At 44.5% G+C, this 24816-nt stretch carries 20 protein-coding genes; 14 read left to right on the plus strand and 6 right to left on the minus strand.

What is annotated here, in order from left to right:
• The first annotated feature begins 2 nt into the window (after positions 1-2).
• A complete protein-coding gene (locus AB6D80_RS00390; RefSeq protein WP_004735158.1) occupies positions 3-314 on the plus strand; it encodes an RnfH family protein in 312 nt (103 codons plus the stop codon).
• A 221-nt stretch (positions 315-535) separates the two neighbouring features.
• Here AB6D80_RS00390 and bamE read toward each other — a convergent pair whose 3' ends face one another.
• The 3 genes from bamE to nadK all read right to left on the minus strand — a co-directional run bounded on the left by bamE (position 536) and on the right by nadK (position 3905).
• Positions 536-895 (minus strand): outer membrane protein assembly factor BamE, encoded by a 360-nt coding sequence (gene bamE, locus AB6D80_RS00395; protein WP_009848326.1) that lies wholly within the window; start codon positions 893-895, stop codon positions 536-538.
• A 167-nt stretch (positions 896-1062) separates the two neighbouring features.
• The gene (gene recN / locus AB6D80_RS00400; RefSeq protein WP_371703289.1) at positions 1063-2727 is read right to left on the minus strand and encodes a DNA repair protein RecN; all 1665 of its coding nucleotides are present in this window, start codon (positions 2725-2727) and stop codon (positions 1063-1065) included.
• Between the two features lie 293 nt (positions 2728-3020).
• Positions 3021-3905, minus strand: a complete 885-nt coding sequence (gene nadK / locus AB6D80_RS00405) for an NAD(+) kinase (RefSeq protein ID WP_009848328.1) — start codon at positions 3903-3905, stop codon at positions 3021-3023.
• A 143-nt stretch (positions 3906-4048) separates the two neighbouring features.
• Here nadK and grpE point away from each other — a divergent pair, with 143 nt between their 5' ends.
• The 4 genes from grpE (at position 4049) to dnaJ (ending at position 9978) form a co-directional block, all read left to right on the plus strand.
• Complete coding sequence (gene grpE / locus AB6D80_RS00410) at positions 4049-4630, plus strand: nucleotide exchange factor GrpE (RefSeq protein ID WP_009848329.1); 582 nt, start codon at positions 4049-4051, stop codon at positions 4628-4630.
• 387 nt (positions 4631-5017) lie between these two features.
• A complete protein-coding gene (locus AB6D80_RS00415; protein ID WP_009848330.1) occupies positions 5018-6292 on the plus strand; it encodes a dicarboxylate/amino acid:cation symporter in 1275 nt (424 codons plus the stop codon).
• Positions 6293-6631: 339 nt separating this feature from the next.
• Positions 6632-8545 carry a molecular chaperone DnaK gene (dnaK, locus tag AB6D80_RS00420; RefSeq protein WP_009848331.1) on the plus strand — a complete coding sequence of 638 codons (1914 nt, stop codon included), beginning with the start codon at positions 6632-6634 and terminating at the stop codon, positions 8543-8545.
• Between the two features lie 287 nt (positions 8546-8832).
• The gene (gene dnaJ / locus AB6D80_RS00425; RefSeq protein ID WP_017100070.1) at positions 8833-9978 is read left to right on the plus strand and encodes a molecular chaperone DnaJ; all 1146 of its coding nucleotides are present in this window, start codon (positions 8833-8835) and stop codon (positions 9976-9978) included.
• 216 nt (positions 9979-10194) lie between these two features.
• Here the strand turns inward: dnaJ and AB6D80_RS00430 are convergent, their stop codons facing one another.
• Positions 10195-10677, minus strand: coding sequence for a type IV pilin protein (locus AB6D80_RS00430; RefSeq protein WP_009848333.1), 483 nt, complete (start codon positions 10675-10677; stop codon positions 10195-10197).
• A gap of 51 nt (positions 10678-10728) precedes the next feature.
• On the opposite strand from AB6D80_RS00430, the gene AB6D80_RS00435 reads away from it, so the two are divergent.
• The 7 genes from AB6D80_RS00435 (at position 10729) to tadA (ending at position 17678) form a co-directional block, all read left to right on the plus strand.
• Positions 10729-11235 (plus strand): GspH/FimT family pseudopilin, encoded by a 507-nt coding sequence (locus AB6D80_RS00435; protein WP_017098042.1) that lies wholly within the window; start codon positions 10729-10731, stop codon positions 11233-11235.
• Positions 11216-11848 (plus strand): PilW family protein, encoded by a 633-nt coding sequence (locus AB6D80_RS00440; RefSeq protein ID WP_371703287.1) that lies wholly within the window; start codon positions 11216-11218, stop codon positions 11846-11848. The genes AB6D80_RS00435 and AB6D80_RS00440 overlap by 20 nt, the downstream gene beginning before the upstream one ends.
• Complete coding sequence (locus tag AB6D80_RS00445) at positions 11845-13155, plus strand: hypothetical protein (RefSeq protein ID WP_017098040.1); 1311 nt, start codon at positions 11845-11847, stop codon at positions 13153-13155. Before AB6D80_RS00440 ends, AB6D80_RS00445 begins: the two co-directional genes overlap by 4 nt.
• Positions 13145-13594, plus strand: a complete 450-nt coding sequence (locus tag AB6D80_RS00450; RefSeq protein WP_372187511.1) for a prepilin-type N-terminal cleavage/methylation domain-containing protein — start codon at positions 13145-13147, stop codon at positions 13592-13594. The genes AB6D80_RS00445 and AB6D80_RS00450 overlap by 11 nt, the downstream gene beginning before the upstream one ends.
• Before the next feature lie 297 nt (positions 13595-13891).
• Positions 13892-15454 carry an AbgT family transporter gene (locus tag AB6D80_RS00455; protein ID WP_012603342.1) on the plus strand — a complete coding sequence of 521 codons (1563 nt, stop codon included), beginning with the start codon at positions 13892-13894 and terminating at the stop codon, positions 15452-15454.
• A 219-nt stretch (positions 15455-15673) separates the two neighbouring features.
• Positions 15674-16963: a hemolysin family protein gene (locus AB6D80_RS00460; protein ID WP_135444958.1), complete on the plus strand. Its 1290-nt coding sequence runs from the start codon at positions 15674-15676 to the stop codon at positions 16961-16963.
• Positions 16964-17039: 76 nt separating this feature from the next.
• Positions 17040-17678: a tRNA adenosine(34) deaminase TadA gene (gene tadA, locus AB6D80_RS00465; protein ID WP_017103935.1), complete on the plus strand. Its 639-nt coding sequence runs from the start codon at positions 17040-17042 to the stop codon at positions 17676-17678.
• Between the two features lie 61 nt (positions 17679-17739).
• On the opposite strand, the gene AB6D80_RS00470 is transcribed toward tadA, so the two are convergent.
• Both AB6D80_RS00470 and mltF read right to left on the minus strand, forming a co-directional pair.
• Positions 17740-17874, minus strand: coding sequence for a hypothetical protein (locus tag AB6D80_RS00470; RefSeq protein WP_010438952.1), 135 nt, complete (start codon positions 17872-17874; stop codon positions 17740-17742).
• Positions 17875-18166: 292 nt separating this feature from the next.
• Positions 18167-19735, minus strand: coding sequence for a membrane-bound lytic murein transglycosylase MltF (gene mltF / locus AB6D80_RS00475; protein WP_032499857.1), 1569 nt, complete (start codon positions 19733-19735; stop codon positions 18167-18169).
• Positions 19736-20064: 329 nt separating this feature from the next.
• On the opposite strand from mltF, the gene purL reads away from it, so the two are divergent.
• Together purL and AB6D80_RS00485 are read left to right on the plus strand one after the other, a co-directional pair.
• The gene (gene purL, locus AB6D80_RS00480) at positions 20065-23979 is read left to right on the plus strand and encodes a phosphoribosylformylglycinamidine synthase (RefSeq protein WP_372187512.1); all 3915 of its coding nucleotides are present in this window, start codon (positions 20065-20067) and stop codon (positions 23977-23979) included.
• Between the two features lie 245 nt (positions 23980-24224).
• On the plus strand, positions 24225-24758 hold the full coding sequence (locus tag AB6D80_RS00485) for a DUF3332 domain-containing protein (protein WP_009848345.1): 534 nt from the start codon (positions 24225-24227) through the stop codon (positions 24756-24758).
• The last annotated feature ends 58 nt before the right edge of the window (positions 24759-24816 follow it).

Below are 24816 nucleotides of genomic sequence, written 5' to 3' on the forward strand. Positions count from 1 at the left end.
CCATGACTATTGAATCAGATATGATCCACGTAGAGGTTGTGTTCGCGCTTCCGCACGAGCAGCGTGTGTTTACCTTGGTAGTGAACAAGAACGCGACCGTTGAAGAGATCATCGCACAGTCTGGTGTTTTGGAACTGTATCCAGAAATCGACTTAGCGAAAAACAAGGTTGGCGTATTCAGCCGTAACGTTAAGCTAGATGCGACAGTTCGAGATAAAGACCGTATCGAAATCTACCGAGCACTGTTGGCCGATCCAAAAGAGATTCGCCGTAAGCGTGCTGAGCAAGCAAAAGCAGCAGCTGCTAAATCGTAATGCCAAACAAGTTTGACTAAGAAGAGAGCTCGCGATATTGGCGAGCTTTTTTGTGCCTGTTGGTTAGACAACGCAGATAATTTGTTAGCAGATATTAAAAAGCCTACTCGTGTGAAGTGAGCAGGCTTTTGCGATTCTTGCTTTGTCGACCTATAGCTTTGTCGACTGATAGCTTTATCGGCTAAGAGCTTTGTTGACTGGAAAGCTTTGTTAGTTGAAAGCTAGCGAAGGCTTTCGAAGAACTCATCACTGGCTTCAAAGTCACCATTGATCGTTACTAGAGTGCCTGTGGCATCAAAGTTCACGACAAGGTTTTTCTGGATAGGGTCGTTATGGCCTTTTTGGTGGTGGTAAATGTAGTACCACGTATCTGGATAGCCATTTTCGATAAGCATAGGTGAGCCCATAACGTAACGAACTTGTGTTTTTGTCATGCCAAACTTGAGCTGATCGACAGCTTCTTGTTCAACATAGTTACCCTGATTGATGTCAATTCGATAAACCAACTTCTCTAGTAGAGAGCAACCGGTCAACATTGTTAGTGCAAGTGGAACTGCAACTAACCACTTTTTAATTCGCATAGTTTGAGATCTTTCTTCGCTAAAATACTGCCTGATAATAAACAAGCTCCAGCAAGAAGTAAAAAGCTCCTTGCGCTTTGAGCTTGTTATGACTGGCAATTTTGAATTAAGTTGCAAAATTGCCAAGAATTTTCGGTAAATTATCAGAAAGTTGCCGAATATGTAACCTAAGCTGCGATTAATAACTCTTTTGCATTGGCAAGTGTCGATTCGGTAATTTGGCTGCCACCAAGCAGTCGAGCAAGCTCTGAAACGCGTTGTTGTTCATCAAGCGTGTGCATTTGAGTCTCGGTTTTACCTGATTTCGTGTTCTTCGCAACAAACAGCTGTTGGTGACCGCAACCGGCAACTTGAGGTAAATGCGTCACACACATCACTTGCGTAGATTCGCCCAGTTTTCGAAGCATTTTTCCGACAACCGCAGCGGTTGGTCCACTGATACCCACATCGACTTCATCGAAAATGAGGCTTGGTGTATCCACTTTTTGCGCTGTGATCACCTGAATCGCTAGTGAGATTCGTGATAACTCGCCACCAGAAGCCACTTTAGCAATGGGCTGCATTGGTTGGCCAGGGTTGGTCGAAACAATGAAGGTCACGTTATCCATACCTAATGGAGAAGGGTGTGTGTTGGTGTTGTTTACTTCAATGGCAAACTGCGCTTTTTCCATGCTCAGTTCATGCATGCTTTGCGTGATCAGCTTGTTGAGTTCTTTTGCGTAACGAGTTCGAGATTTATGAAGCTTCTCTGATTTAGCCACGAACGATTGGTATTGGTTTTCTACTTCGTTTGCTAATTCTTCCAACTTGTCATCAGAGCAATCAAGCGCTTCAACTTGTTGTAATAAGTCTTGATGATGCTTATAGAGCTCTTCTGGCAACACGTGATGTTTACGAGACATCGACATTACTTTTGAGAAGCGCTCTTCAACGTAAGCCATACGACCGGGATCAACATCAATGCTGTCTAGGTATGTTCTTAACTCGTTGTTGGTTTCTTCAATCTGAATAATGGCTTCAGACAATAAGTTTGGTAACTCAGCCAATCTTTCATCTAGCTCCGCTAACTGAATTAAGGAGTTATTGGCCGATTGCAGAATACCAAGCGCATTAACTTCTTCACCTTCATAAATAAGCTCGATAGCTTGTTGGCAGGTTGTGGCCAGTTCTCCGCTATTGGAGAGGCGCTTATGCTCTTGTTCGAGGTCTTCATATTCTTCCTCCCCAATAGACAGCTCATTTAACTCTTTGATTTGGTATTCAAGAAGTTGTTTTTGAGCTTGGTTTTGCTGGCTATTTTCACGTAACTCTTTCAAGTGGTTATCGGCTTGTCGCCAGGCTTGGTAAGCATTACGTGTCGATTTCAATAGGTTCAAGTGACCTGCGTATTGATCAAGCATGGCCATTTGGTAATCGCTTTTCATCAACTGATGGTGCGCGTGTTGACCATGAATGTTGATCAACAGCTGTCCAAGCGATTTTAATTGTGAAAGAGGCACGGGACTGCCGTTGATGAATGCGCGAGAACGACCTTCTTTAGAGATGGTTCTGCGTAGGATGCATTCACCGCCATCAAGCAGTTCATTGTCTTCTAACCAGCGGGTAGCATGCAGATTGTTCTCAAGTAAAAAAGCGGCACTGACTTCGGTTTTTTCTTCACCTTGTCGAACCATTCCTGCATCAGATCTTCCTCCAAGACACAAGCCTAAAGCGTCGATAGCGATAGATTTACCCGCACCAGTTTCTCCGGTGATTGTTGTCATGCCTTTAGAGAGTTCTAGCTGTAAAGACTTAACAATAGCGAAATTATTAACACTTAGATGAGCCAGCATTTTTATTTACCTGTATAACTGAACAATACTGTATATAAGCCCAGTATATACTGTTTCTTTATACAGTAAAGTCGACAGGTAAAAATTTTTTGTGACCGATCTCAGAATTGAGCGCGTCCGTAGATCACTGAAACCGCAGTAGATTCCCAATTCAGTTGTTCCTCCCTGTCGGGAGTGGAGGTATAAGGAATTGCAGAGAAGCGAGAGCCGACGGGCTTTCTATGGGCAATAAAAAAGGCTGACGAACGTCGTCAGCCTTTCATAATTCGGTTACTTCTGGAGCTTTTATTCTTTTAGAACAACTTACTCGACCAGCCTAGTTTGTTACGCAGAACATGGTAGTAGTTGTAGTCTTTAGGGTGGATCAGCTTGAGCACATTCGGACTTTGGTAAATGTGGATCTCATCGCCAGGAGAAACTGGTAGCGAGATTTGACCATCGCAGCTCACTTCCTGTGTACCGCGGTTATCTGGCGATACGATCAGCTTGATACGACGCTTTCCATCCACCACAAGTGGTCGGCTTGAAAGGGTGTGTGGGAACATTGGTACTAATGAAATTGCATTTAAGCTTGATGACAGGATAGGACCACCGCCAGAAAGCGAATAAGCGGTAGAACCTGTCGGTGTTGAGACGATCAAGCCATCAGAACGCTGTGAGAAGGCGAAGCTGTCATCGATATACACTTCGAACTCGATCATATGTGCGACTTGACCGGGGTGAAGTACTGCTTCGTTGAGTGCGGCGTTGTGGCTTTTTATTTGGCCATGACGATGAATTTCAGTTTCAAGTAAGAAGCGCTCTTCTTCCATGAATTCACCCTTGAGTACATCAGTAAGCGCACTCTGGAAGTTTTCAGGATTAAGATCGGTAAGGAAACCTAGGTTACCTCGGTTTACGCCAATCACTGAAATATCGAAACGTGACAAGATTCTAGCGGCACCGAGCATATTTCCGTCACCACCCACCACAATGGCGAGATCGGCGCGTTTACCTAATTCAATTAGGCTAGAAAAATGTTCTTGTGGGATATCGTCTAAAATTGTAGCGAGTCTGTCATCCACAAACACTTGATAACCCTCAGTACTTAACCACTGATAGAGCTCTCTATGAGTCTGAATTGCTTGCTGATCTCGAGGTTTACCAATAATGGCGATGACTTCAAATGGCTTTTTCATAACGTTTCCAAACGAATTAGGCTTGAATCAAAATTCTTCATCCCCATAATAAAGGCAAGTTGAACGTCTATGCGAGTGTTTTATATCAATTTGGGGTGCAAACACACCTGTCACTTGCATTGAAAACGAATTCTGGAGAGATCATGAGCAACGAAGAAAACAAAGTAACGGAAGAAGAGCTAGATCAAATCATTGCTGAAGCTGAGAAAGTTGAAGAAGCTGAGCTAAATGAAGAGTCTGTTGATGAGCAAGAAGCAAAAATCGCTCAACTAGAAGCTGCACTACTTTCTAGCGAATCTAAAGTGAAAGAGCAGCAAGATTCTGTTCTTCGCGCAAAAGCTGAAGTTGAAAACATGCGTCGCCGTAGCGAGCAAGAAATTGATAAGGCGCGTAAATTCGCTTTGAACAAGTTTGCTGAAGGTCTACTTCCTGTCATCGACAACCTAGAGCGTGCAATGCAAGCGGCAGATGCTGAAAACGAAGTGGTTAAGCCACTGTTTGAAGGTGTTGAGCTAACGCACAAAACGTTCGTAGACACAGTTGCTAAGTTTGGTCTTAAAGAGATCAACCCTGAAGGTGAAGTGTTCAACCCTGAATTCCACCAAGCGATGTCTATCCAAGAAAGTCCAGATCACGAATCAAACACGGTTATGTTCGTAATGCAAAAAGGTTACGAGTTAAACGGTCGTGTGGTTCGCCCTGCGATGGTTATGGTTGCTAAGTAATGACGTGTTACGCTGCCAAGTGATTGAGTCGCGCATTGACTGAGTAGTCGCGGCGACAAAATAAATCACTGGTTTACGTAAAATGGAAAGAGAGGCATATGCCTCTCTTTTTTTGTGCCTATAACTTGAGACCCCACGTAAATAGTCACCAAAAACGCATTAAGAATGTTGTTCCTTTTATATTACCCAGAACAATGATTTAGAGTTTTATATTATGAAACCAGTTGTTAATGAAGAAATGTTTTGACGTCACACTTGTAATGTTTTTGTAAATAAATGCTTTTAATTGTTATCTTTGTATGTAAAATCCACTGCGATATAGCGATTTAACTCGCATATATAACTATAAAAGTACAAATTTCAAACACAACAAACTGGAGAAGAACGATGGATAAATCGCTCTCAAGTAAGATTTTTGTAGGCTTGTTTGCCGGCCTACTTATTGGTACTGCTATTCAGTACCTATTCAACGGTATTGCAGTATTTGATACTTACCTGCTAGGTCTAGCAGAAGGTGTCGGTGGTATGTTTGTCTCTTTGATCAAACTATTGGTTGTTCCACTGGTATACGTATCTATCGTTTGCGGAATTGTTGAATTGAAAGACATCCGTTCTTTCGGTCGCCTAGGTGGTAAAACTTTTGCTCTTTACATTATCAACACCATCATCGCGATTTCTGCAGCCCTAACTGTTGGCCTTATTTTCCAACCGGGTGCTGGTGCAGATTTAGCCGGAACGATCTCTGAGACAGTTCAACTAACAACAACTGAAACTCCAGATATCTTCTCTCTTGTTGTGAACATCGTTCCTAGCAACCCAGTTCAGGCGTTTGCAAGCGGCGACATGCTACAGATCATCTTCATGGCAATTTTGACTGGTCTTGCTATTCAGGCTCTTGATTCACGTGGCGGTCCAGCGATCAAAACGTTCAAGATGGCTAACGAAATCATGATGAAGCTTATCGGCCTAGTAATGAGCTTGGCGCCATTTGGTGTATTCGCTCTGATGATTCAACTAGGTGCGACACTGAACGCTGAGACACTTATGTCTGTAGCTGGCTATGTAGCGCTTGTTGTTGCGATGCTAGTGTTCTGGATTTTCTTCTTCTACCCAATGATGGTTGGTATCGCGACAGGTATTACGCCTAAGCAATTCCTACGTGCAACTCGTGAGCAAATCCTTTTCTCACTATCGACGGCAAGTTCGAATGCGACTATCCCAGTAACAATGCGCACTCTAACTGAAAAGCTTGGTGTATCAAGATCTGTGGCAGGCTTCGGTGTACCACTGGGTGCGACAATGAACATGTCTGGTGTTTCTATCTACATCGCACTAGCGACAATGTTCGTAGCAAACGCATTCGGTCAACCAATCAACACGGCTGACATCTTTACTCTGGGTCTAACTATCTTGCTACTGTCTATCGGTGCTGGTGGTGTTCCTGGTGGTGGTGTTGTAATGGTAGGTGTTCTATTGCACCAACTAGGTTTACCACCAGAAGGTCTAGCTATCATTGCTGCGGTAGACCGTATCAACGATATGTTCTGTACTTCTTCTAACGTAGTAGGTGATACAGCGGTTAACACTATCGTTGCTAAGTCTGAAGGCGAAATCGGCGTTGAAACAAACGAAGAAGCTGAGCTAAAGAAAGCAGAAGCGTAATCAGAGATTTTCCTCTATAGATGAAATCTAAGTGGAAAGCCTGAATAGACAAACGGAGCCTAAGTGGCTCCGTTTTTTATTGGGTGATAACCCCAGTTACTGGGCTTATGTGAAGGTAATGATATGTATTCGTGTCTAACCATTCCTTTTATCAAAATAAATGTGAAAAAATCCAGTATCCCCCCTTGAAAAGGATTCGTGAGCCCTTATCTATGGTGCATACGAAAGCAAAATACATTTGCATTTAAATTTTGTGTATTAGGGTTGAATCCCTGATTACTACCCCCCACATAGTGGGTATAGCAAAAAACTAAATAGAATTTATTCGGAGAAAGCCTGATGGGTCGAATCATTGGTATTGATTTAGGTACTACTAACTCTTGTGTTGCTGTTCTTGACGGTGACAAACCACGCGTATTAGAAAATGCTGAAGGCGAACGCACAACAGCATCGGTAATCGCATACACTGAAGGCGAGACGCTAGTTGGTCAACCTGCGAAACGTCAAGCTGTTACTAACCCTCAAAACACGCTATACGCGATTAAGCGTCTAATCGGTCGTCGTTTTGAAGATGAAGAAGTTCAACGCGATATCGAAATCATGCCTTTTAACATTGTTAAAGCTGATAACGGTGATGCATGGGTTGAAGCGCAAGGCCAAAAAATGGCTGCTCCTCAAGTATCTGCTGAAGTTCTTAAGAAAATGAAGAAAACAGCTGAAGACTTCCTAGGCGAAGAAGTAACTGGCGCAGTAGTAACTGTTCCTGCTTACTTCAACGATGCTCAACGTCAAGCAACGAAAGATGCTGGCCGTATCGCTGGTCTAGATGTTAAACGTATCATCAACGAACCTACTGCTGCTGCTCTGGCTTACGGCCTAGACAAGCAAGGTGGTGATCGCACTATCGCTGTATACGACCTTGGTGGTGGTACATTCGATATCTCTATCATCGAAATCGACGAAGTAGAAGGCGAGAAGACTTTCGAAGTACTTTCAACTAACGGTGATACTCACCTTGGTGGTGAAGATTTCGATAACCGCATGATCAACTACCTAGTAGATGAGTTCAAGAAAGAGCAAGGTATCGACCTTAAAGCTGATCCACTAGCAATGCAGCGTGTTAAAGAAGCAGCAGAAAAAGCGAAAATCGAGCTTTCTTCTACTACTCAAACTGACGTAAACCTACCTTACGTTACTGCTGATGCGACTGGTCCTAAGCACATGAACATCAAAGTGACTCGCGCGAAGCTTGAGTCTCTAGTTGAAGACCTAGTTCAACGTTCTCTTGAGCCACTAAAAGTTGCTCTAGCAGATGCTGACCTATCTGTAGGCGAAATCACTGACGTTATCCTAGTAGGTGGTCAGACTCGTATGCCTATGGTTCAAGCTAAAGTAACTGAATTCTTCGGTAAAGAGCCACGTAAAGACGTGAACCCTGACGAAGCTGTTGCAATGGGTGCTGCTGTTCAAGGTGGTGTACTAGCTGGTGAAGTTAAAGACGTTCTTCTTCTAGACGTTACTCCTCTATCTTTCGGTATCGAAACGATGGGCGGCGTAATGACTAAGCTTATCGAGAAAAACACAACTATCCCTACTAAAGCGGATCAAGTGTTCTCTACAGCTGAAGACAACCAAAGCGCAGTAACTATCCACGTTCTTCAAGGTGAGCGTAAGCAAGCGACTTACAACAAGTCTCTTGGTCAGTTCAACCTAGAAGGTATCCAACCAGCACCACGTGGCATGCCACAAGTTGAAGTAACATTCGACCTAGATGCTGATGGTATCCTGAACGTATCTGCTAAAGATAAAGCGACAGGTAAAGAGCAGAAGATCACTATCCAAGCATCAGGCGGTTTGTCTGAGGAAGAGATCGAAGCAATGGTTCAAGAAGCAGAAGCTAACAAAGAAGCTGACAAGAAGTTCGAAGAGCTAGTAACTGCACGTAACCAAGCTGATCAAATGATTCACGGCACTAAGAAGCAAGTAGAAGAAGCTGGTGAAGCTCTACCTGCAGACGAGAAAGCTAAAATCGAAGCAGCTATCGAAGCTCTAGAATCAGTTAAGTCTGGTGACGACAAAGAAGCTATCGACGCTAAAGTTCAAGAACTTATGCAAGCAGCTCAAAAGCTAATGGAAATTGCTCAACAGAAAGCTCAAGCTGAACAAGCTGGTGCTGACGCTGGTGAACAACCTAAGCAAGACGACGATGTGGTAGACGCTGAGTTCGAAGAAGTAAAAGAAGACAAAAAATAATTTCGTCGCAGAGTAGCCTGATTTCGTTGTCGGAAGTGCTCACCTACTAGCGTAGGCTCCGCGCTTCCTCCTAGAACTCAAGCTACTTGCTTAGAAATTCATTGTCTCAAAGACTTATTATTGCGGGCGTCAGAGGTAACTCTCACGCCCGTAAATTTGTATTTAGACTTGTCGATCTAGATAATAGCTTTATTCGGCGTTTCAGCCGACAGAACTTTTATCTAGATTGATACACAGACTGCTGAAGTGATCATTCGGCAGTAGCAATTATTTTGGTGACCTAGAACATGTCAAAACGTGATTTTTACGAAGTATTAGGCGTAAGCCGCGATGCATCAGAGCGCGATATTAAAAAAGCGTACAAACGCTTAGCGATGAAATTCCACCCGGACCGTAATCAGGGTGATGAAAGCGCAGCAGACAAATTTAAAGAAGTAAAAGTAGCGTACGAGATCCTAACCGATGCTCAAAAGAAAGCAGCTTACGACCAATACGGCCACGCAGCTTTTGAACAAGGTGGCATGGGTGGCGGCGGTTACGGCGGCGGTGGCCAAGGTGACTTCGGCGATATCTTCGGTGACGTATTTGGCGATATCTTCGGCGGCGGTCGTCGTGGTGGTGGTCAAGCGCGTGCACAACGTGGTTCTGATTTGCGTTACAACATGGAGCTTTCTCTAGAAGAAGCCGTTCGTGGTGTATCTAAAGAGATTGAAGTACCAACACTTGTTGAATGTGACATTTGTGATGGTAGCGGCGCGAAAGCGGGTTCTTCTGCACAAACGTGTGGTACTTGTCATGGCCACGGCCAGGTACAAATGCGCCAAGGTTTCTTTGCGGTTCAACAGACTTGTCCTACTTGTAATGGTAAAGGCAAGATCATCAAAGACCCATGTAACTCATGTCATGGTCAAGGTCGCAAACAGAAGACGAAAACGCTTAACGTTAAGATCCCAGCAGGTGTTGATACTGGTGATCGCATTCGTCTATCTGGCGAAGGCGAAGCAGGGGAGCACGGCGCTCCAGCTGGCGACTTGTACGTACAAGTACACGTAAAAGAGCACAATATCTTTGAGCGTGACGGCAACAACCTTTACTGTGAAGTGCCAGTGAGCTTCTCTATGGCTGCTTTAGGTGGTGAAGTTGAAGTTCCAACACTCGATGGCCGTGTAAACCTTAAAGTGCCAGAAGAGACACAAACGGGCCGTATGTTCCGTATGCGTGGCAAAGGCGTGAAAGGCGTTCGTGGCGGCGGTGTGGGTGACCTAATCGTTAAGCTAGTGGTTGAAACACCGGTTAAGCTAAGCTCTCGTCAAAAAGAACTACTGCGTGAATTTGAAGAAACATGTTGTGGTGAAGCTGCAAGCAAGCACAAGCCAAAATCTGAAGGTTTCTTCAGCGGCGTGAAAAACTTCTTTGATGACCTAACTAAGTAATCAACTGATTAGATAAATAGGTTATTGACACGTTAAGTTGTTGATCTTTAAATTATTGACACTTCAATTTAATGATAAAAGTAGAAAAGCCTGCTCATGTAGCAGGCTTTTTTGTGTCTATAGATTTGTGTTTTTTGATTGGTATAAAAGAAGCTCATAGCAAAAATAATCGAAATTTTTCAGATCACCCCCTAGAGGCTTTAGTGTCTCCTCTTGTTACTTCCAACACGCTTGAGGCTCTGAAACACCTGAGTGATGTAACTCCAGAATATCAGTCGGTGAGTCTAAGCAGTCATCATTTGTCTGTGGTGCGTGTGGTTCAGCTTGAATGGAGTATGAGGTACTGCTAGCCGAAATTGTTAGTGTATACCTGCTTGTATCGGTATCGCAAAACGAGCACGTCCCTCCAGAAACTATGTTTCCAGCAGCCGTGGCATAATTTCCGGCGTAAGCACTCTCAAGTTCAAGTTGGATTTTTGCCATATCTCCTATCGCTGTCATTCGATGCGATTTTAACACATGGCTTGTGTAGCTTGGATAAGCTATTGCACTGAGTACTCCTACAATGGCAACAGCGATCAATAATTCGATCAGTGTCATTCCTTTCATACTTAAATTGTTGTTGTTACATCTTTTTATTCGAATCTTCACGAGTAGTTTCCTTTCATAACCCTGTCCATTTTTCTCGGGTGGTAGCATCGGTGCAAGATTAAACATGCTTACGCACCTGATTACATAGGAATTTGGGAAATGACTCGCGGGTTTACTTTATTAGAGCTGTTAATAACGGTGTCGATACTGTCGATATTGGTAGCGACGGCTGCTCCGAGTTTTAGTTCAGTCACCCAAACAGTCAAGATACAGCGCCTTGCTGGGGAGTTGAATGGTTTCTTAGTACAGGCAAAGTCTGAGTCTGTGAAAAGAAATCAAAAACTCTGGGTACATTTCTCGACGGCTAAAAATGAAGAGCAATCTACGGGGGAGTGGACTGTATGGTTGAAGCCTACGGAAGATCTGTCTGGTGATACATTGCTGATGTTGTCGGGAGAACCGTTTCGAGATTTATCGTTTTCTCATAACTATACAGGCTCAAAAATCAGCTTTGAAAGTGTAAGAGGAAGGCCTGCCAGAGGTACGATTTACTTGGCTCCTAAAAGAGCTTCAACCGACCGGCTTTTGATTAAACTATCTAGCCCTCCGGGGCGAATTAAAGTGTGCGGCGAATCAGGCGCTCAGTATGGTTACTATGCTTGCTAAGGCCCGCAGCAGAAGCTTGCGAAAGCAAAAGGGCGCATCTCTCATTGAACTGATGGTTACCTCCGTTATTGGTGTATTCGCGATTGCTATTATCGGCAGCGTATTTATGACGGGGCACAGAATAGCCAAAGATAAAGGCATTGAGCTATTGCTGCTGCAAAACCTTACGAGCGCGATGCAGGTAATGAAAGAAGATATTCAACGAGCAGGCTACGATGGTTCAAATGGTGAATCCCTGAAGCTATTAGATGCCGTTAATACGATTCATGTTAGCGGTGGTGTTGAGGTGGGGTTCGTCTATTTGAAAGAGGGATCAACTGACGGAAAAAATTACAGGAATATCGTGTATAAAAAGGAGGGGACTCGATTGAAAGTTTGTGAAAAGGGCGTTCTTACTCCAGGGAACATTTTAGCTCATGATCAAGTTACCTCATGCTACTCACTTTTCGACGATAGCATTATTTCCGTCGACGATTTATCAATATCCTCACAAGTGTTGAGCAAAAATGGGGTGAGCACTACGCTCACTGATTTGAATATTGTTGCGTCAATTCCGAGTGCTGGGATCTCTAAAGGCGTCGCTATAACCGTTAAGCAAAGGAATTGGCAATGACCTCGGTAAAGCAGCAAGCTGGAGTAGCTACGTTGTTAATCACATCTGTTTTAGTGTTGAGTGCTTTAATTGTTACTTTGGGCACCTATCGCAGTGTTTTTCATCAAATTAAGGTCGCGCAGAATGAAGTTCAAGTTCGCAAAGCTCATTGGAACGCGGAGGCTGGGTTGGAGTGTGGTTTTACCTATATAGCTGAAAATGATCTCACGGCTATTCCCAATGATTTAATGAATCACTGTCAGCAGTCGAAAGTCCTCACGTTGAAATCAGATAACCTAACACCGAATATATTGGTGTCGAGTGCTCACTATTTATCTCTCAACAAAGAGATAAGTTTTAACAATTCGTCGGGGTTAGGGGCGATGCAAACCAATTCGAGTTTGGAGTTTATTTCTGATCACAATATCGATATTACCCCAGATATTAGTCTTACTGCGGTCGGTGGTATTAACGAATGTGTGTCTGTTCGGTTCTTAGATAGTGTGATCTATAAAAACCAAGGCGGCGGGCGTTTAAAGACAATCACACCTACGGGCGGCCTCCCTCCTTTTCCTACCTTTGAGTCTTGCCAACCGACAACCGATATTAGCCGCAATGCAACCATTGATTCAGTTGGGTCATTGCCTTCAAATGCTTTTCAATCAGATTTCAAATTTGACCCAGCCATCGATACTTTCTCTAATTACTTTGGGGTATCTAAAACGCCAGAAAATATTGACCAGATTAAGCGTGATTATCATGTGATTGACCTCATTGACAGGACTGTATCTCCCCCCAAGCACATTGATTTAGTCAATGGGAAGTATCAAGGTAATAAGTGTAGCCAAGCGATTAATAACGCCTTTACTAGTGGCAAAGATAAGGTGTGGGTGATAGGTGATTGCGTGGTCTATCACCCACCAATTAATGTGGTAGAACCTATCCCCGGTGTTATTACTCCACGTTCATTAGTGATTCAAGATGGCATCGTTGCGAACGGTAATGCAAGTGTGTTTGATGGTTCCTTTTATCACCTAAATGATATGATCATATACGACGAACCAGCCTCACCTGATGTTGATACGGACCTATTGAGCGGCTTATGGGCCAAAGTTCCAAATACGATACCTATCGCCGGCTTAGTGCAGAGCAATTCGGTTTATATTGGATTTGCTTCTTTTTTTCCCAAGGGAGGGATGTTCTTTGATTCAGTAGGCGGGTTATCGACAATTCAAGGTTCGATTAACTTAGATTACACAGGCGAATACAACCCCCATAGTGTTCCTTTGAAAGCCAAATGGAAAAAGGGATCATGGAATGACTTATAAAAATTCAGGTTTTAGCTTGATAGAGGTCCTGATCTCTTTTCTATTGATCGGTATCGCTTCGCTAGGGTTGGTTAAGCTACAGGTCTATGCAGAACAAAAATCGGATTACGCGCTGCACAGTGTAGAAGCGCTTCACTTTGCTGAAAGGCAGATAGAGTATTATCGAACTCGTGTATCGGATGTGGGGGGAGCTGTAGGGTTAATCCTTTTTACGGATCTCAATCAAGCGGACTACTGTCGCAATGCGACAAGTTCGGATCCTTTATCTGGTTTGTCGGGCTCTGGGTATACGATGAGCTGTGAGGTGACAAATGCCAGTGGTGCCTTGTCTCACGCTTTGAAAAACATTACGGTGACTGTTGCATGGCAAGATCGCATGAACCGTGCGCAAAGCATTCGCCTCGAAACTATGCTCTCCAAATACAGTGAATTTGATTGATCTATTAAGCAAACGTTTACTGCATGCCAAGCCCTACGCTTCTCCTTTACTGATAGTTTTCACTCCTCGGACATTGTTTACGTGCCAGTTAAAACTCTGTATATGGAATGGTGTTTTTTGTGTTTTTATATTGTTGCTGTTGTACAGTATTTTTGCAAAATATGTCTCCATTTATGGAAAATGATGTGGAACCTTGTGCTTTTTAACAGCGACTTTAATAGAATATGTGCTGTACCAATAGGCCATGGTCAAAACTTATATTAGGCCTAAACAAACAACATCACATATGGAGTTACAATGAGTAACCAAGCCGTAAAAAAAGCACCATCGACTGAGAAGATCAGTGGTATGGACCGCTTTCTAAACTTCATTGAACGCGCCGGCAACAAAATTCCAGATCCAGCAATTCTGTTCTTCTGGGCTCTAGTTATTGTATGGGTAGCATCTGCACTTTTATCGAATCTTTCATTCGACTTAATCAACCCTCAAACGGGTGCTGCTCTTGAAGTAAACAACCTACTTACTGGTGAAGCGCTTGCTAGCTTCCTAGCGAATATGGTTACCACGTTCACAGGCTTCGCACCGCTAGGCATCGTACTTGTTGCTATGCTAGGTGTTGGCGTTGCTGACTCTTCAGGCTTCATTACGACTGGCCTTAAGAAGATGCTTAACTTCACGCCAGCTAAGTTGCTAACGCCAATGCTAATTCTTGTTGCTATCGTGTCTCACACAGCAGCAGATGCAGGTTACGTTCTAGTAATCCCTCTTGGCGGTATCATCTTCCACGCAGCGGGTCGTCACCCTCTAGCGGGTATTGCAGCAGCGTTTGCTGGTGTATCCGGTGGTTTCTCAGCGAACTTCATTCCTTCAGGTATTGACCCGCTACTCGCAGGTTTCACTCAAACAGCGGCAAACGTTCTTGACCCTGCATACGTGATCAACCCTCTAGCGAACATCTTCTTTACTGGTTTGTCTTCAATTCTAATTGTGGCAATTGGTTGGTACGTTACAGAGAAAATCATCGAGCCTCGTCTTGCTAATACGCCTGTCGATGAAGATGCAGAACAAGCACCTGATCTAGGTACGTTTACAGCCATTGAATCTAAAGCATTCAAATTCGCTGGTTGGGCAATGGTTGCCGGTATTGGTCTGCTTATCGCGGCTCTAATGCCTGAAAACTCAGCACTTCGTTCACCAGAAGGCGAACTAACGGCGTTCTCAGCACCAGTAATGAAGTCTATCGTTCCTCTGATCTTCATCCTGTTTATTATTCCGGGTATCGTCTACGGCCGTGTAGCGGGTACCTTCAAGAATAGTAATGATGTTATCAAAGCAATGTCTGAGACGATGGCAACGATGGGCGCATACATTGTAATGTCGTTCTTCTGTGCTCAGTTCCTATCAGCATTTGCTCAATCAAACATCGGTACTATGCTGGCGCTTTACGGTGCTGAGGGCTTGAAAGCAATGGATCTTCCTGGTGAAGCAACGGTTGTTGGTATGATTCTACTAACGGCTTCAGTTAACCTTCTTGTAGGTTCAGCTTCAGCAAAGTGGGCACTGATTGGTCCTATCTTAGTTCCTATGTTAATGGTTGTAGGTATCTCTCCTGAGCTATCTCAAGCGGCTTACCGTGTAGGTGATTCAGTGTCTAACATCATCTCTCCACTGATGGTGTTCTTCCCACTGGTTGTTGTTTACTGTCAACGTTACGTTAAGTCGACAGGTATCGGTACTCTAGCTTCTCTAATGATGCCATTCTCGATTGCTATGCTAATCGGTTGGTCTATCTTCTTGCTAGGTTACTGGGCTCTTGGTATCCCGCTAGGTATCCAAGCTCCTTACACTTACACAATGTAAGATTGAACTAAGCAAAATTAAGCTTTATTCATTGCTAAGCCCGCACCGAAATGTGCGGGCTTTTTTTTTTTGCTATTTTTTTCTGTTTTTTTTATCCAAGACTTTTTATATCCCAAACTTTCTATATCCAAAACTTTTTATATTCAAAATAAAGGCACTCAGCTTATACTCCGGATTACGGCTAATTGTTGGCCGGTAAATTTAGGAAATCCAAGCCACATGAAAATTCTGCTTTTAGTAGGGTTAATTGTTTTAAATGGTCTGTTTGCCATGTCAGAGATTGCACTGGTAGCAGCAAAGAATAGTCGGCTGAAACGCTTAGCCGAAAAACATCGCTCCGCTCAGGTTGCTCTTGAGCTCAAAGAAAATCCAACCCGCTTCCTTTCAACCATTCAAATCGGTATTACGGTAATCGGCCTACTCAGCGGTATTGTGGGTGAGGCGACGCTTTCTGCTCCACTGGCCGTTCAACTTGAACTGTGGGGACTCGATCCAACACAAGCGAATATCCTGTCTACCACGGTAGTCGTTGTGGGTATTACTTACTTCGCGATTGTTGTAGGTGAGCTAGTGCCAAAACGTTTTGCTCAATCTCAAGCTGAAAACATTGCTGTGCTAGTCGCGCTGCCTATCTTCTGGTTATCTAAAATTGCGACGCCGTTTGTGTTTGCGTTGTCTGCTTCTACGGAAGGTATTCTCAAGTTAATGGGACGTGGTGGCGAAGAAGACAGTGTGACGGAAGATGATATTCATGCACTCGTGAAAGAAGGCTCGGAATCTGGTGTGATTGAACGTGGCGAGCAAGAGATGATTCGCAATATCTTACAGCTTGATGACCGTTTGGTGAGCTCGTTGATGACGCCACGTCGAGACGTCGACTTTCTGGATATTAGCCAACCGGTTGAGCAGATATTTAAAAAGCTGCGCAGTTCAAAGCATAGTGTGTTTCCATTGTGCCAAGACCACCTCAATAAAGTGGTCGGTACGGTGTCAGCCAAAGCCTTATTGAATCAGGCGGGCAATTTAAACATTCAAGTGATCATGGGGCTATCTCGCTCTCCGATCTATGTTCCTGAATCGATGAAGGCTTTACGTCTACTTGGCTATTTTAAAGAGTCGGGTACAGAGATGGCATTCATTGTTGATGAATATGGCGATGTTCAAGGCCTTGTGACTCATTACGATATCCTAGAGGCGATTGCTGGTGAGTTATCGAACAACCCTAAAGATCTTTGGACAGAGCAAGTGGAAGATGGATTACTGGTGGATGGATTGATTCCTATCAGTGAACTGAAAAACCGCTTAGAGCTGTCGGATTTTGAGGGGGAAAGCGAGAGCTTCCAAACGTTGAATGGCTTAGTGACTTGGTTAATAGGGCGCTTACCTGATGCAGGTGAAGTTGTTCAATACCAGCAGTGGCAGTTTGAAGTTATCTCTGTTGAGAACAATCGCATTGTGAGTATCAAAGCGAAGCAAATAGCCGATGACATAGAAGGCGCCAATAGCTAGCGATCCGCCTAATCAGTAAGCGGCGATTGTTCATTGCCTCTTATCTCTTTATTGTTCATTATCACGAAGATTAGGTATGCTTCACCGCATACCTATTTTCGTTTTTATCCTTTGTTTTCTGGAGCTCCCTTTGTCAGACCATCAATTCAGCCCTCAAGATGAAATCTTCATGCGACGCGCCATCGAGGTAGCTAAGCAAGCAGAAAAAGAGGGAGAGGTTCCCGTTGGTGCTGTTCTAGTGAAAGATGGGGAGGTTATCTCTGAAGGATGGAACCGCTCGATTGGCTGCCACGATGCAACCGCACATGCAGAAATCGAAACCTTGCGTAAAGCAGGTCAAGCCTTGGAAAACTATCGCTTACTTGATACCACCTTGTATGTCACCTTAGAACCTTGCCCAATGTGCGCGGGTGCCTTATTACACAGCCGAGTAAAGCGCATTGTGTTTGGTGCTCCAGACTTAAAAGCGGGTGCGGCGGGTACGGTATTGAATCTCTTTGAAAGCCAAGCCTCATACCACTATGCCGATGTTGAGCATGGTTTGTTAGAGGAAGAGTGTCGTGAACAATTACAGGCGTTTTTTAAGCGCCGTAGAAAAGAGATCAAAGAGAAGCGAAAGCTTGAGCGTTTGCAGGAAGAGCAGCGTTTAGAATCTGACAAGGCAAGTAATAAGAATAAGGTAAGTAACAAGAACAAGGTCTGTAACAAAAAATAGCAGCGATCTTTCGGCACTCTCAATCATAAGAGTGCCAAGCAAACTTACTTGGTCATTACTTTTACTCAGCAATCATCTGCATGAAAGCACGGTTGCGCCAAATGATCTTCTTCTTATTATTTGAAAGCATACGCTTACGACGGTTGGCAGCAACGGTCTTATCAAGGCGTTTCGATTTCAGTTTGTTCTTCATCATTTCAACGATTTCCTATTTGTCGTCTGGCTTTGTAAGTATGACTTCAGTTTTAATTATAGTGGTTATTTGCTTATAAGCTTTGCCACGAACTTAGCGTTGGTTTTCTGAACCACTATCGTGATGGCTAAGAGCTGAATGCAACAGAGCATTATGTCGCTTATGGTGTGACGTTATAAAGTTCGATTGTTACTGCAATATGACACTCTGGATATCGCAGGCGTTTTGTTTGTTTTGGTCATTTATCGTGATGCAATAAAAAAGAGCAATGCTAAATGGCATTGCTCTTTTTCTTTTATTTGGAAGACTCAGCGTCGTTCACTGCGGATTCAGTTTCACTGATTGTTGATTCAGCATCTGATACCTCTAGAGGTGGGATAACGACCAAACCTTCAAGGCTCGCTTCTTCCTCTTTATTACGCTTATTTACATGGCCAATAATGCTCTGATAATAACGGCGAATGTTCTCAACGTAATTCCTTGCTTCATCACCACGCGCATACCCGTAACGAGTTTTGCTGTAGTACTTCTTCTGTCTTAGCAGAGGAAGCCTGTCTTTCACATCACCCCAAGCATCAGGATCACCGCCTTGTGCTTTGGTTAAGCGACGAGCATCCATCATGTGCCCGTAACCTACGTTATATGAGGCAAGCGCAAACCAGATCTTCTCGTGTTGGGTGATTGAATCTGGTACTCGATTCACGATACGACGCAGGTATTCAACACCGCCTTGTACCGACTGTTTCGGATCGAGACGATTGGTTACACCAACGCTCTTCGCAGTAGGCAGTGTCAGCATCATCATGCCTCGAACACCTGTTGGAGAGCGTGCGACAGGATTCCAGTGTGACTCTTGGTATGCTAAAGCGGCAATCAAGCGCCAGTCAAATTCTTGAGAATATTTCTGAAATAGCGGCGACCATTTTGGCAGCTTGCTATCCAATGCGCGGATAAATGCACGAGTATCAACGTAATCAAAGGTGCCGATATGGCCGATGTATTTTTCTTCCAATGAAGCCAGTTCACCAGACTGTTTTAGGTTACCAAAGAACTCAATCAGTAATGCATAAAGGCTTTCATCTTCAGATTTCTGTAAATACCAAGAGATAGGTTGGTCTTCTGTCAGCTCAAATGCCAAAGCGACGTCTGGGTACAAACGCTGTGCGAGTGACAGCTCAATCGAGTCTGCTACAGTAAACAAGCGTTCACCAGTAGAGACTTCTTTTAGCAGGTCATTGATGTCAGCATTACCTATTGCATCGTAGATAAAGTCATCGTGCTTGTTCTGGATCTGTTTTAGCGTTGGCTCAAAATGTGAGTCCTTCACTACCACCAAAGATGGCGTCAATGTTTCGGTAGATGCCGTTTCTTCTGATTCAGTTTGTGCTTTTACGAAATCAGCTTGACGCTTATTCTCGAACTTGATCAGTTGTTGAAGGTTTCTTGGGCGCCACTGTCCTTTTTTATACACCACTTGCTGGCTTACATAGTAATAGGCGGGCGCAGCGCGATAAGCGCGTGTCAGGTTATTGTTTTGCGTTAACCCTGTCGCGATAAGATCGATCTCGCCTTTCTTTAAGGCTGGAAAGAGGCCGGATAAACGGTAAGCGGGTTTAATCTCAAGCTGTACACCAAGCTCCTGCGCAAATTCACGAGCTAACTCGTAATCCAAACCAGCAGGGCCATCGGGACCAATGTAATAAGAGAGTTGGTTATTTAGGGTGCCGACGCGAAGAACGCCTCGCTCTCGTATCTGCTCAAGGACACTTTTAGGTTCTGACTCAATCTGGCATCCAGCCAACCCAACTAGGGCAATGGCAAGCAGAAGGAACTTAGACGAAAAGATGAGCGTAAATTTAGGCATCAAAATGAAATCTCGAAAAGTGGAAGCCCCTTTATACCAAACCCCGCAAGGCTGGCAAAGCAGGTTTATTTAAACAGTTGTAAAAGTGCTGATAAATGCAGCAAAAGTACCATTTACGCATAAAGATAAAAAAAATCACGCAAACGGTTGCTTTTGGTGTTACGTCACAAAAAGAAATGCTTTATAATGCGCTCGCATTGAAGAGGTGGAATCGGCATAGGTTTGGCAACCTTCGGGAATAGCTTCGAAGAAAACAGTTAGGTTGTTCCTATAACCCACTGAATTTATTCCAATACTACCTTAATCAACTGCATAAGAGACCTAAGCACATGAGAATTTTGCGTGGCTCCCCAGCTCTATCTGAGTTTCGTGTTAACAAGCTTTTAGAGCTTTGTCGTGAATTAAGCTTACCTGTAACAGGTATTTACGCTGAGTTTGCCCACTTTGCTGATCTAACGGCAGACCTAGATGAGTCTGAAGTTGAGAAGCTAGAAAAGCTACTGACTTACGGTCCAACGATTGAAGAGCATGAACCTGAAGGTTTACTGCTGCTTGCAACGCCACGCCCGGGCACTATCTCGCCTTGGTCTTCAAAATCAACAGATATCGCACACAACTGTGGACTGGCTAAAGTGTCACGTCTAGAGCGCGGTACTGCTTTCTACATTGAAACCTCTGCTGAACTTTCTGAGCTTCAACTTGTTGAGCTGAAAGCAATCCTGCACGACCGTATGATGGAAGTGGTTTTCACTGACTTCGAATCAGCGGCGGCACTATTTACCGTGGCTGAGCCTGCTCCTTATGCGGAAGTTGACCTATTAACTGGCGGACGTAAAGCGCTTGAAAAAGCAAACGTTACCCTAGGTCTTGCACTTGCAGAAGATGAGATCGATTACCTTCTTGAAAGCTTCACCGAGAAGTTAGGTCGTAACCCGACTGACATCGAACTAATGATGTTTGCACAAGCGAACTCAGAGCACTGTCGTCACAAGATCTTTAACGCTGATTGGACTATCGATGGCGTTAAGCAAGAAAAATCATTGTTCAAGATGATTAAGAACACCTTTGAAACGACACCAGAGCACGTTCTGTCTGCTTATAAAGATAACGCAGCGGTAATGACAGGTTCTGAAGTGGGTCGTTTCTTCCCAGATCCAGAAACTCGCCAGTACAACTACCACCAAGAAAAAACACACATCTTGATGAAAGTTGAAACGCACAACCACCCAACGGCAATCTCTCCATGGCCGGGCGCATCAACAGGTTCAGGCGGTGAAATCCGCGATGAAGGCGCGACAGGTATTGGTGGTAAGCCAAAAGCAGGTCTGGTTGCTTTCTCTGTATCTAACCTGAAAATTCCGAACTTCGTTCAACCTTGGGAAACTGACTTTGGTAAGCCGAGCCGTATCGTTACTGCTTTGGATATCATGCTTGAAGGTCCTCTTGGTGGCGCAGCATTCAACAACGAATTTGGTCGTCCAAACCTATTAGGTTACTTCCGTACTTACGAAGAGAAAGTAAACTCTCACGCAGGTGAAGAAGTACGTGGTTACCACAAGCCAATCATGCTGGCTGGTGGTCTAGGTAACATTCGTGATGATCATGTTCAGAAGAAAGAGATCCCAGTAGGTGCAAGCCTAATCGTTCTTGGCGGTCCTGCAATGAACATCGGCCTTGGTGGCGGTGCTGCATCTTCAATGGATTCTGGTTCTTCTTCTGAAGACTTAGATTTTGCTTCTGTACAACGTGAAAACCCAGAGATGGAGCGTCGTTGTCAGGAAGTTATCGACCGTTGTTGGCAGCTTGGTGATGCGAACCCAATCGCATTTATCCACGATGTGGGCGCGGGCGGTATCTCGAATGCACTTCCTGAGCTAGTAGACGACGGCGAGCGTGGCGGTATCTTTAACCTACGTGACGTGCCAAACGATGAGCCGGGCATGAGCCCACTTGAGATCTGGTGTAACGAATCTCAAGAGCGTTATGTAATGGCGGTTGCTGATAAAGACATGGCAACGTTCGACGCGATTTGTAAACGTGAACGTGCACCTTACGCCGTGGTTGGTAAAGCAACGGAAGAGCGTGATCTTAAATTAGAAGATTCACACTTCGACAACACGCCAATCGATATGCCTATGGACATCCTATTAGGTAAAACGCCTAAGATGCACCGTGACGCGAAAACGCTAAAAGCGAACAACCCAGCGATTGACCGTTCTGGTATCGAACTAAACGAAGCGGTTGACCGTATTCTTCGCCTACCAACAGTGGCTGAGAAAACATTCCTTATCACTATCGGTGACCGCTCGGTAACAGGCCTTGTAGCTCGTGACCAAATGGTTGGTCCATGGCAGGTTCCAGTTGCTAACTGCGCAGTAACTGCAGCAAGTTACGACTCTTACCACGGTGAGGCTATGTCTCTTGGTGAGCGTACGCCAGTAGCACTTCTAGACTTTGGCGCGTCAGCTCGTCTAGCGGTTGGTGAAGCAATCACTAACATCGCAGCGACCAACATCGGCGATATCAAACACATTAAATTGTCAGCTAACTGGATGTCTCCAGCAGGTCACCCTGGTGAAGATGCAGGTCTTTACGAAGCGGTTAAAGCCGTGGGTGAAGAGCTATGTCCGGCACTGGGTCTTACTATCCCTGTGGGTAAAGACTCAATGTCGATGAAGACTAAGTGGGAAGAGAACGGCGAGCAGAAAGAAGTAACGTCTCCGCTATCTCTTGTTATCACTGCGTTTGCACGTGTTGAAGATGTTCGTAAGACAATTACGCCTCAGCTTCGCACTGACAAAGGTGATACTTCACTAGTTCTTATCGACCTAGGTAACGGCAAAAACCGTATGGGTGCTACAGCACTAGCGCAAGTTTACAAGCAGCTTGGTGACAAGCCAGCAGACGTAGACAATGCAGCACAACTAAAAGGTTTCTACGAAGGCGTTCAAGCACTTGTAGCGAACGACCAAGTTGTCGCTTACCACGATAAAGGCGATGGCGGTCTATTCGTAACGCTAGCTGAAATGACGTTCGCAGGTCACTGTGGTGTTAACGCTGATATTGCAGCGCTTTTATCTGCATCAGAGAACAGCGAAGATACGCTAGCAGCACTATTCAACGAAGAGCTAGGTGCGGTAATCCAAGTTCGTAACGACGACCTAGACGCAGTACTTTCTACACTTGCTGCAAACGGTCTAGAAGCGTGTTCACACGTAATTGGTTCTGTTGAGGCATCTGATGAGCTAGTGATTAAGTCTGGTGAGTCGGTTGTGATTGAGCGTAACCGTACTGAACTACGTACTATTTGGGCTGAAACTACGCACAAGATGCAAGGTCTACGTGATAACCCAATCTGTGCAGACCAAGAGCACGAAGCGAAGAAAGACAACTCAGACCCAGGTCTGAACGTGAAACTAAGCTTCGACGTAAATGAAGACATTGCTGCTCCTTACATCAACACGGGCGCTAAGCCTAAAATGGCGATTCTACGTGAGCAGGGTGTTAACTCTCACGTTGAAATGGCAGCCGCATTTGACCGTGCAGGCTTCGAAGCAACTGATATTCACATGAGCGACATCCTAACGGGTCAAGCGGTACTAGAAGAGTACAACGGCCTTGTGGCTTGTGGCGGCTTCTCTTACGGTGATGTACTAGGCGCTGGTGAAGGTTGGGCTAAGTCGGTTCTGTTTAACGACTCTACGCGTGACCAGTTTGAAAATTTCTTCAAGCGTGAAGATACCTTCTCTCTAGGTGTGTGTAACGGTTGTCAGATGCTGTCTAACCTGCGCGAGCTAATCCCTGGTGCTGAGTACTGGCCACGTTTCGTTCGTAACGAATCAGAACGTTTTGAAGCTCGTTTCAGCCTAGTTGAAGTTCAGAAGTCTGATTCTGTATTCTTCAACGGCATGGAAGGTTCTCGTATGCCAATCGCTGTTTCTCACGGTGAAGGCCGCGTAGAAGTGCGTGACAATGACCACCTAAACGCGATTGAAAATTCAGGTACGGTTGCCCTACGTTACGTTGATAATAACGGTAACCAAACGCAGCAATATCCGAATAACCCGAACGGTTCGCCAAACGCTATCACTGGCTTAACAACGACGGATGGCCGTGTGACTATCATGATGCCTCACCCAGAGCGTGTATTCCGTACGGTTGCTAACTCTTGGTCTCCAGAAGGTTGGGGCGAGAATGGCGCTTGGATGCGTATGTTCCAAAACGCACGTAAGAATGTGGGTTAATCTGGTTCACAAAACCGAATAGTTTTAAACACTAATAAAAGCGCAGACCGAAAGGTCTGCGCTTTTTTATTGGCAACTCTTTAGGAACCAGAGCGAAACAATTAACGTTTGCTGTTCTAAAAAACTCCACTACGCTAAATGTTATGGAATCAATTTGTTAGGCCATGAATTTCTGTACGTGAACAGGAAGACTGCTGTTTGGCTATGCAAAAACCGAATCAATCATTGTGGCATAAGAGGGATCTATGAAAACAACAATCACAAAAGCAGTTGCAGTGGCAGCGATTGTCATGTCGTTAGCTGGGTGTGTCGGTAGTAATGCCGTTACTGGGAAATTAATGAAGTTCAACGTCGAGGTTGTAGATAACCGTTACGCTCGTGCTGGGGTCAACTTCTTGCTTGCTCCAGTTTACGCTTTAACATTCGCAGCCGATTACATCGTATTTAACTCGATCGAATTCTGGGCAGGAAAAAACCCACTGACTGGCGCGCCTCATATATTCGATAGTAAAGTCGATACTATGATTGATGTGAACGATAGCCTCGATGATTCACTGAAAGATGCACCACTTGGCTTTAATAATCGTCAGATCGAATGGGGTGAGATGAAACAAATCGATGAGAATACGATTCGTATGGACATCACCTACAATGATGGTCAGAAAGCCGTTTTGACGGGGGTTCGTGATGGCGACAAGGTCAGTTACTACATGGATGGTACGTTAGTATCAGAAACCTCTATTCAAGCGCTTGAGCAGTTAGCTGCCGAGAAAGTGTAACGCTTTCCGTTTTATATAGATAAAAGAAAAGCCGCTGGATTTACCTCCAGCGGCTTCG

The sequence above is a fragment of the Vibrio sp. 10N.247.310.17 genome (genome assembly GCF_041466605.1).
Lineage (GTDB): Bacteria > Pseudomonadota > Gammaproteobacteria > Enterobacterales > Vibrionaceae > Vibrio > Vibrio tasmaniensis_A.

Bases quoted from the DNA above. Each gene is read 5' to 3' on its own strand.
- AB6D80_RS00390 (WP_004735158.1), top strand. From the start codon at position 3: ATGACTATTGAATCAGATATGATCCACGTAGAGGTTGTGTTCGCGCTT.
- bamE (WP_009848326.1), bottom strand. From the start codon at position 895: ATGCGAATTAAAAAGTGGTTAGTTGCAGTTCCACTTGCACTAACAATG.
- recN (WP_371703289.1), bottom strand. From the start codon at position 2,727: ATGCTGGCTCATCTAAGTGTTAATAATTTCGCTATTGTTAAGTCTTTA.
- nadK (WP_009848328.1), bottom strand. From the start codon at position 3,905: ATGAAAAAGCCATTTGAAGTCATCGCCATTATTGGTAAACCTCGAGAT.
- grpE (WP_009848329.1), top strand. From the start codon at position 4,049: ATGAGCAACGAAGAAAACAAAGTAACGGAAGAAGAGCTAGATCAAATC.
- AB6D80_RS00415 (WP_009848330.1), top strand. From the start codon at position 5,018: ATGGATAAATCGCTCTCAAGTAAGATTTTTGTAGGCTTGTTTGCCGGC.
- dnaK (WP_009848331.1), top strand. From the start codon at position 6,632: ATGGGTCGAATCATTGGTATTGATTTAGGTACTACTAACTCTTGTGTT.
- dnaJ (WP_017100070.1), top strand. From the start codon at position 8,833: ATGTCAAAACGTGATTTTTACGAAGTATTAGGCGTAAGCCGCGATGCA.
- AB6D80_RS00430 (WP_009848333.1), bottom strand. From the start codon at position 10,677: ATGCTACCACCCGAGAAAAATGGACAGGGTTATGAAAGGAAACTACTC.
- AB6D80_RS00435 (WP_017098042.1), top strand. From the start codon at position 10,729: ATGACTCGCGGGTTTACTTTATTAGAGCTGTTAATAACGGTGTCGATA.
- AB6D80_RS00440 (WP_371703287.1), top strand. From the start codon at position 11,216: ATGGTTACTATGCTTGCTAAGGCCCGCAGCAGAAGCTTGCGAAAGCAA.
- AB6D80_RS00445 (WP_017098040.1), top strand. From the start codon at position 11,845: ATGACCTCGGTAAAGCAGCAAGCTGGAGTAGCTACGTTGTTAATCACA.
- AB6D80_RS00450 (WP_372187511.1), top strand. From the start codon at position 13,145: ATGACTTATAAAAATTCAGGTTTTAGCTTGATAGAGGTCCTGATCTCT.
- AB6D80_RS00455 (WP_012603342.1), top strand. From the start codon at position 13,892: ATGAGTAACCAAGCCGTAAAAAAAGCACCATCGACTGAGAAGATCAGT.
- AB6D80_RS00460 (WP_135444958.1), top strand. From the start codon at position 15,674: ATGAAAATTCTGCTTTTAGTAGGGTTAATTGTTTTAAATGGTCTGTTT.
- tadA (WP_017103935.1), top strand. From the start codon at position 17,040: ATGCTTCACCGCATACCTATTTTCGTTTTTATCCTTTGTTTTCTGGAG.
- AB6D80_RS00470 (WP_010438952.1), bottom strand. From the start codon at position 17,874: ATGATGAAGAACAAACTGAAATCGAAACGCCTTGATAAGACCGTTGCT.
- mltF (WP_032499857.1), bottom strand. From the start codon at position 19,735: ATGCCTAAATTTACGCTCATCTTTTCGTCTAAGTTCCTTCTGCTTGCC.
- purL (WP_372187512.1), top strand. From the start codon at position 20,065: ATGAGAATTTTGCGTGGCTCCCCAGCTCTATCTGAGTTTCGTGTTAAC.
- AB6D80_RS00485 (WP_009848345.1), top strand. From the start codon at position 24,225: ATGAAAACAACAATCACAAAAGCAGTTGCAGTGGCAGCGATTGTCATG.